Here is a 6887-nt window from a genome sequence, read left to right as displayed (position 1 = left end):
CGTGCCCAACACCCCGGCCAGCTTCGCCCCCTTCGTGCGCGCCATCGAACGCACCGAAATCGTCGATTCCCACACCGTGCGCTTCCACACCGCGGCGCCGCACCCGCTGCTGCCGGTGGAACTCGGCTCCATCGCCATGGTCGCGAAACATGCGGTGGAGGGCCGCGGGACGGAGGATTTCAACGCGCTGCGCGCCGCCATCGGCACCGGACCGTATCGCATTACCAACGCCATCCCCGGCGACCGCTTCGAACTGGCGCGGAATGATGCGTGGTTCGGTCCGCGCCAGAACTGGGAAAGGGTGACCTATCGCGTCGTGACGAACAACACGGCGCGGGTTTCCGCACTGATCGCCGGCGATGTGGATGTGATCGACCAGGTCCCCTCCACCGACCTCGCCCGCCTGCGCCGCGACAGCCGCGTTGCCGTGGCCGAGGTGCAGGGCCTGCGCCTGATCTTCATCGCCTTCGACCGGTCCCGCCGCGGCAACCTGCCGCAGGTCACGGATAATGACGGCCGGCCGATGGAGGTGAACCCCTTCGATGATGTGCGCGTGCGCCGCGCGCTGACCATGGCGGTGAACCGCCAGGCGCTGGTGGACCGGGTGATGGAGGGCGCCGCCGCGCCGGCCGGCCAGTGGATGCCGCCGGGCACCACGACCCATGCGCCGGAGGTTGCGGTGCCGGAATTCGACCCGGAAGGCGCGCGCCGCCTGCTGGCCGAGGCCGGCTATCCGGACGGCTTCCGAATCACCCTGTTCACGCCGAATGACCGCTACCCGAATGATGCCCGCACCGCCCAGGCCGTGGCGCAGATGTGGGCGCGCATCGGGGTCCGCACGGCGGTGGAGGCGCTGCCCTGGACCAGCTACTCGGCCCGCGCCGCGCGCCAGGAATTCCCGATCCGCCTGGCCGGCTGGGGCAGCAGCACGGGTGAGGCCGGCAGCTTCCTGATCAGCGTGCTCGGCAGCTTCGACCGCGCGGCGCGGCGTGGCGCGGCCAATGCGGCACGCTATGCGAACCCGGAGCTGGATGCGCTGACCGACCGCGCGGCCACCCTGCTGCAGCTGGAGGACCGCGCCGCGGTGCTGCGCCAGGCGATCCGGCTCGCGACCGATGATGTGGCGATGGTGCCGCTGTACAACATCACCAACGCCTGGGCGGCGCGCCGCGGCCTGGTGCATGAGCCGCGGATGGATGAGCGCACGGTTGCCATGGGCACGCGCCCGGCCAACTGAGTCCCGCTTGATTCAGGTCAAGGACCCGCGCCTCGCGCGGGCGGAGACTGTCCCGGTCACAACGCCAGGGGCAAGATTCATGAACCACCAGCACCGCAAGGTCCTCCACGCGCTGTTCGCGCACCCGGTCAGCGCCAATATCGACCCGAAGCAGGCCTTTGCGGTGATGGAGGCCGTGGGGGCGGAGGTGACCACAGGCGGGCATGGCCAGGTGAAGGTCTCGCTCGCCGGCCGCACCCACGGCTTCCATGACACCCGCCACAGCCTGTCGAAGGAGGAGGTTGTGGAGATGCGGAAATTCCTGACCACCGCCGGCATCGATCCGGAGCGCGACTACCCGCTGTAGACCCGGGGGGCAACCAAGGGGGTTGCCCATTCGGTCGGTTGGAGGCGATGCTCGCGCCACGGAGAGCAACATCCGAGGGACAGCTTCACCATGACCTTACGCCGCAACCTCCTCGCCGCCGCCGGCGCGGCCCTTGCCATGCCTGCCTTGTCGCGCGGCGCCGCGGCACAGACGCGCTGGCAGATGGCCACGCCCTATCCGGACGGCAATTTCCACACCCGCAATATCCGGCAGATGCTGACGGAGATCGAGGCCGCGACCAGTGGCCGCCTCTCCGTCCAGTTGCACAGCGGCGCCAGCCTGCTGCCGATGCCCCAGATCAAGCGCGGCGTGCAGACCGGCCAGGTGCAGGCGGGTGAGATCCTGCTGACCGCCTATTCGAACGAGGATGTCTTCTTCGACGCCGACGCGATTCCGCAGCTTGTCACCAACTTCGCCCAGGCGAAGAAGCTGGCCGACCTGCAGAAGCCCTATATCGAGGCGCGCATCGGGCGCCAGGGCCTCAGCCTGCTCTACATGGTGCCATGGCCGCCGGCCGGCCTCTATGCCCAGAACCCGATCCCGACCATCGAAGGTCTGCGCGGCCTGCGCTTCCGCACCTTCAGCCCGGCGACCAACCGCTTCGCGGCCCTGGTCGGCGCGCAGCCCACGCTGGTGCAGGCGGCGGAACTGGCGCAGGCCTTCGCCACCGGCGTGGTGCAGGCGCAGATCACCTCCGCCCAGACCGGTGTCGACACGGCCGCCTGGGACTACGCCAAGGTCTTCACGCCGCTCGGCTTCTCGATGACCAAGAACGCCGTCCTGGTCTCCCGCCGCGCGCTCGAGGCGCTGTCCGCCGCCGACCAGGCCGCGGTGCGTGCCGCGGCCGCGGCGGCCGAGACGCGCGGCTATGAGATGAGCGCGGAGGCGCAGCGCAGCACGGAGGCCACGCTCGCCCAGCGTGGCATGCAGGTGATCCCGCCGACCGAGGAATTCCTCGCCGGCCTGCGCCGCATCAGCACCACGATGACCGATGAGTGGGTTGCGCGTGCCGGGGCCGATGGCGCCAAACTGATCGCCGACTACCGCGCCTGACCTGAACGCCCGCTCCCCCCAGACGGGGGGAGCGGGCCGGTGAGGGGGGCCTCACCACCTTCGCGATCGTCCCGAAACTTTCGCTGCACCGCAGCAGGCCCTTGCGCGCGGCGCCCTTTGGCCCCGATGATCGCGGGCAGAACAACACGCTGCCAATCGGGGGCTTCAAACATGATTCTTTCTCGCCGCGCCATTCTGGCGGCTGGCCTCGCTGTTCCCGCACTGCCCCGCCTTGCCCAGGCCCAGGCCACCCGCTGGCAATTCGCGACGCCCTACCCCGACGGCAATTTCCACACGCGCAACATCCGCGACTTCATCACCGAGGTGGAAGCCGGCTCCGGCGGCCGGCTTTCCATCCAGCTGCATAGCAACGGCGCGCTGCTGCCGATGCCGCAGATCAAGCGCGGCGCGCAGACCGGCCAGGTGCAGCTCGGTGAGATCCTGATCTCGGCCTATGGCAATGAGGATCCGCTGCTGGAAGTGGACAGCATCCCGCAGCTCGTCACCAGCTATGCCGGTGCGAGGAAGCTGGCCGACCTGTCCCGCCCGATGCTGGAGGCGCGGCTGGCGCGGCAGGGGCTTTCCCTGCTCTACACGGTGCCCTGGCCGCCTTCGGGCTTCTACACCAACGTCCCGGTCGATACGCTGGAGGCGCTGCGCGGCAGCCGGATGCGCACCTTCAACGTGATGACGAATCGCTTCGCCACGCTGATCGGCGCCACGCCGACGCTGGTGCAGGCGGCCGAGATCCCGCAGGCCTTCGCCACCGGCGTGGTCAATTCCATGGTGACCTCCGCCGCCACCGGCGTGGACAGCGCGGCCTGGGATTACGCGCGCTTCTTCACGCCGATCGGCTTCACCTGGACCAAGAATGCGGTGTTCGTGAATCGCCGTGCGCTGGAAGCGCTGCCGGCGGAGGTGCAGGCCACCATCCGCAGCGCCGCCGCCGCCGCCGAGACGCGTGGCTGGGCGATGAGCGAGGCGGCGCGCGATTCGGCGCAGGCCACGCTCGCCAGCCGCGGCATGACCGTGCCCACCGCCTCGCCCGCCCTGATGGAGGGCATGGCCCGCATCGGCGCCATCATGGCCGATGAATGGGCCGGACGCGCCGGTGAGGATGGCCGCAAGATCATCGCCGATCTGCGGGCGGCCGGCTGAGATGGGCGCGCTGCGCCGGGGTCTGGACCTGCTGTATCTGGCCGGCGGCATTGCCGGCGCCATCACGCTGGCCAGCATTGGAATCATCATCGCCTTGCAGGTGATTGGCCGGCAATTCGGCGTGTCGCTGGATGGCGCGGATGACCTGACGGCCTTTGCCGTCGCCAGTTCGGCCCTGCTGCCGCTGGCCTATGCCTTCCGGAACGGCGCGCATATCCGCGTCGATCTCATCATCGGCCATGTGAAGGGCGCCGCCCGCACGGGCATGGAGACGCTGGCCCTGGTGCTCAGCACCGGTCTGGCCGGCTTCCTGGCCTATGCGGTCGCCGACCTCGCCTATGATTCCTGGCAGTTCGAGGATGTGGCGCAGGGCACCGTGCCCTGGCTGCTCTGGGTGCCGCAATCCGCCTGCGCCGTGGGCTGCACCTTGTTCGCGCTGGCGCTGCTCGACGATCTGGTGGTGCATCTGGCCGGCGGTACGCCTTCCTACCGCCGCGCGGCGGAGGTATCGGCCCTGGAACGCGCGATGGGGGAAATCTGAACATGGACCTCGCGCAGACCGAGGCCGGGCTTCTGCTGCTCGGCGTGCTGTTCCTGATCCTCGGCCTTGGTGTCTGGATCGGGCTTGGGTTGCTGATGACCGGCCTGGTCGGCGTGATCGCGCTGCCCATGCTGATGACCGGGATGGCGAGCTTCCCGGCGGAGAAGGTGCTGGGCAGCGCCGTCTGGGGGTCGCTTGCCAGCTGGACGCTGGCGGCGCTGCCGCTGTTCATCTGGATGGGTGAGATCCTGTTCCGCACGCGATTGTCGGACGACATGTTCCGCGGCCTCGCCCCCTGGGTGCAGTGGCTGCCGGGGCGGCTGATGCATGTGAATGTGCTTGGCTGCGGCATCTTCGCCGCCGTCTCCGGCTCCTCCGCCGCAACCACGGCGACCATCGGTAAGATGTCGCTGCCCGCGCTGACGAAGCGCGGCTATCACCAGCCGATGGCGATCGGCTCGCTCGCCGGGGCCGGCACGCTCGGGCTGCTGATACCACCCTCGATCGTGATGATCGTCTATGGCGTGGCGGCGGAGGTTTCCATCGTCCGGCTGTTCATCGCGGGGCTCGGGCCGGCGCTGCTGCTGATCGTGCTGTTCTCCGGCTACATCGCGATCTGGTCGCTGCTGAACCCGAAGCTGGTGCCGCCGGCCGACCCGCCGATGCCGCTGCGGGAAAAGCTGCGCGCCAGCGGGCAGTTGTTCCCGGTGCTGCTGCTGATCGGCTTCGTCATGGGCAGCATCTATTTCGGCTGGGCGACGGCAACCGAAGCCGCGGCCTTCGGCGTGGCTGGCGCGCTGGCGCTGTCCGCCTGGGGCGGCACGCTCAACCGCAAATCCTTCACCGCCAGCCTGATGGGCGCGGTGAAGCTGTCCTGCATGATCAACCTGATCCTGGCGGGGGCTGCCTTCCTGACCAAGGCGATGGCCTATTCCGGCATTCCGGCGGCGATGGCCACCTGGGTCGGCAGCCAGGGCTTCAGCCCCTTCATGATCATCGCCTTCCTGACGGTGATCTACTTGCTGCTCGGCTGTTTCATCGACGGCATCAGCATGATCGTGCTGACCGCGTCGGTGGTGCTGCCGATCATCGCGCAGACCGGCTTCGACCTGATCTGGTTCGGCATCTTCATCGTGCTGGTGGTGGAGATGGCGCAGATCACGCCGCCCGTGGGCTTCAACCTGTTCGTGCTGCAGGGGCTCACGGGGAAGGGGATGATGACGGTGGCCGGCAATACGCTGCCCTTCTTCTTCCTCATGGTCATCGCGGTGGCGCTGGTGACGATCTTTCCCGCCATCGTCACCTTTCTTCCCAACACCATGATGGGCGGCTGAACGCAGAAAGGGCCGGAGGCTTTCGCCCCCGGCCCCTTTCATCACGCCATGCTGCGATCAGCGCGGCGGCATGCTGGTCCCGCCGCTGGAACCACCCGAGCCGCCCGTGCCACCGGTGCCCGGGCTGGCATCGGTCGCCGTGCCGCGACGCTCCAGCACGCTGCCGGAACCGCCGGTCTGCCCGGGAACGCCCTGGCCGGTCATCGCGGGCGGCGTGCTGCCACCCGAGCCACCGGTGCCGCCGGTGCCCGGTTCGGCATCCGTCGCCACGCCGCTGCGCTCCCGCAGGTTGGTCGTGCCGGTGCCGCCGTAGTTCGGGCTCGTCGGCGCGCCTGTGCTGCCGCCGGAACCGCCAGTGCCGCCAGCGCCCGGATCCGCATCCGTCGCCACGCCGCTGCGATCCGGGCTGGTGGCCTGGCTGACCTGCGTGCCGCCACTCTGGGCGCCGCCACCGACCACGCCACCGCCCATATAGGCGCTGTTGCGGTCATTGCGGCCCGGGTTGCCGCGCATGGATTGCGGCCCGCCGCTGACGTTCAGCGCCGACAGCGTTGCCTGGTCAGCACGACCCGTGGCGGTGAGGCCATTGGCGCGCTGGAATTCGCGCAGCGCGCCGCGGGTGCGCGGGCCCATGATGCCGTCCACGCCGCCCGCATTGAAGCCGCGGTCGTTCAGGGCGCGCTGCACATCGCGGGTCGAGGCGCTGCTGGCGGTGCTGCCGCCGCTGGTGTTGGTGCCGCCGGTTCCCGGAACGCTCGGCACGCGAACCTCCGGATCGTTCCAGACGGGGCGCCCCAGATTCACATCGCTCGGGGAGGTTGTCGCACCGGCCACGGCACCCGCGCCGCCGCCGATCGCCGCACCTGCCACCACGCCCACGGGCCCACCTAGCGCGCCAACGCCGGCACCCGTCGCGGCACCGGCCGCCGCGCCACCCGTCACGCGTTCCTGCGGATCGGTACCGCAGGCCGCGACCATCAGACCCAGCGCCGCGGCGCCGAGGAGACGTGCCTTGTTGGTCATCATGTCGTTCCTTCCGTCGTGGTGGCCCGCTCTCAGGACCGTTCGTGATGCCGGGGGAACGCGGCTTGGCGTGAAATGGTTGCGACGGATGCGCCGATGAACCCGGTGTGGGCGTCGTAAGCGCGGCCGCGCCGCTGTGCACAGGGCGCAGGCCGAATGTTCCGGCTGCTCGCG

The 6887-nt window shown here is 69.6% G+C and carries 7 protein-coding genes; 6 read left to right on the top strand and 1 reads right to left on the bottom strand.

Annotated elements, in window-relative coordinates; genetic code table 11:
• The 6 genes from Q8S40_RS01905 to Q8S40_RS01880 form a co-directional block, all read left to right on the top strand.
• Window positions 1-1237: ABC transporter substrate-binding protein (locus Q8S40_RS01905; RefSeq protein WP_305669084.1), on the top strand; the 1237-nt coding region annotated here is incomplete at its 5' end.
• Window positions 1238-1316: 79 nt separating this feature from the next.
• Window positions 1317-1583 carry a hypothetical protein gene (locus Q8S40_RS01900; protein WP_305669083.1) on the top strand — a complete coding sequence of 89 codons (267 nt, stop codon included), beginning with the start codon at window positions 1317-1319 and terminating at the stop codon, window positions 1581-1583.
• A 90-nt stretch (window positions 1584-1673) separates the two neighbouring features.
• Window positions 1674-2657 carry a TRAP transporter substrate-binding protein gene (locus Q8S40_RS01895; protein WP_305669082.1) on the top strand — a complete coding sequence of 328 codons (984 nt, stop codon included), beginning with the start codon at window positions 1674-1676 and terminating at the stop codon, window positions 2655-2657.
• Between the two features lie 171 nt (window positions 2658-2828).
• A complete protein-coding gene (locus tag Q8S40_RS01890; protein WP_305669081.1) occupies window positions 2829-3815 on the top strand; it encodes a TRAP transporter substrate-binding protein in 987 nt (328 codons plus the stop codon).
• Window position 3816: 1 nt separating this feature from the next.
• Window positions 3817-4356, top strand: a complete 540-nt coding sequence (locus Q8S40_RS01885) for a TRAP transporter small permease (RefSeq protein ID WP_304812610.1) — start codon at window positions 3817-3819, stop codon at window positions 4354-4356.
• A gap of 2 nt (window positions 4357-4358) precedes the next feature.
• Entirely contained in the window at window positions 4359-5690 is a 1332-nt protein-coding gene (locus Q8S40_RS01880; protein ID WP_305669080.1) for a TRAP transporter large permease, read from the top strand.
• A 57-nt stretch (window positions 5691-5747) separates the two neighbouring features.
• Here the strand turns inward: Q8S40_RS01880 and Q8S40_RS01875 are convergent, their stop codons facing one another.
• Window positions 5748-6716 carry a peptidoglycan-binding protein gene (locus Q8S40_RS01875; RefSeq protein ID WP_305669079.1) on the bottom strand — a complete coding sequence of 323 codons (969 nt, stop codon included), beginning with the start codon at window positions 6714-6716 and terminating at the stop codon, window positions 5748-5750.
• Between the last annotated feature and the right edge of the window lie 171 nt (window positions 6717-6887).

The sequence above is a fragment of the Falsiroseomonas sp. genome, from assembly GCF_030695085.1.
Classification (GTDB): Bacteria; Pseudomonadota; Alphaproteobacteria; order Acetobacterales; family Acetobacteraceae; genus Falsiroseomonas.
This window is presented reverse-complemented; position numbering and strand designations above follow the sequence as displayed.